This window comes from Photorhabdus kayaii (genome assembly GCF_025384895.1).
Classification (GTDB): Bacteria; Pseudomonadota; Gammaproteobacteria; order Enterobacterales; family Enterobacteriaceae; genus Photorhabdus; species Photorhabdus kayaii.
Genome location: NZ_JAJAFZ010000230.1, coordinates 1 through 563 on the forward strand (window position 1 = coordinate 1; position 563 = coordinate 563).

Here is a 563-nt window from a genome sequence, read left to right on the forward strand (position 1 = left end):
CGGGCCAGGGTGTAGTAAATCGCGCTCTGCAAATCGACGCCGTGGGTGCGAAACAGCGTCAGGGCCAGGGATTCGATAAGCGGCCAGTTCACTGCCGGCTGAGACGGGTGGTTGATTTTGTTGATTTCCTCGCGGATGGCGGTGAACGCCGGCAGATGCATCGGGTTACTGCCGGCGCGGATAATCAGGTTTTCAGGGTGTTCACTCATGGCCGTTCATCCTTTCACCTGCCTCCGCCGGCGCGGAGGACAGGGGGGGGTTGATTTTGCATTAATAAAAAGTTTGCCATTAATACAGGGTGTCAGGCAGTCTGAACTGACTGAACAGGCCGCCGGCAAACGGGTTGTCGGATTCATCCACGTAGATACGGTAGGTCATGTCGCCGCCGTCCACGGTGAACCGCACATCAAACGCATCCTGACGCACATTAGTCAGTTTGCCGCTGTTAATCAGGCGCAGCTGGGCCCACGGGCCGGTGAAGCTGATGGCGCGCGGGGATTTGCCGCGGGTATCCGGTATCAGCGTGAGCTGGCTTTCCACCCCGGCCCGCATCGCGTTGGGCC

2 protein-coding genes are annotated in these 563 nt (G+C 59.3%); both read right to left on the bottom strand.

Going from position 1 to position 563, the window contains the following annotated elements; all coding sequences use genetic code 11:
- On the bottom strand, positions 1-209 hold a 209-nt coding region (locus LGZ98_RS24065), incomplete at its 3' end, for a type VI secretion system ImpA family N-terminal domain-containing protein (RefSeq protein WP_262978764.1).
- A 79-nt stretch (positions 210-288) separates the two neighbouring features.
- On the bottom strand, positions 289-563 hold a 275-nt coding region (locus LGZ98_RS24070; RefSeq protein WP_315902016.1), incomplete at its 5' end, for a type VI secretion IcmF C-terminal domain-containing protein.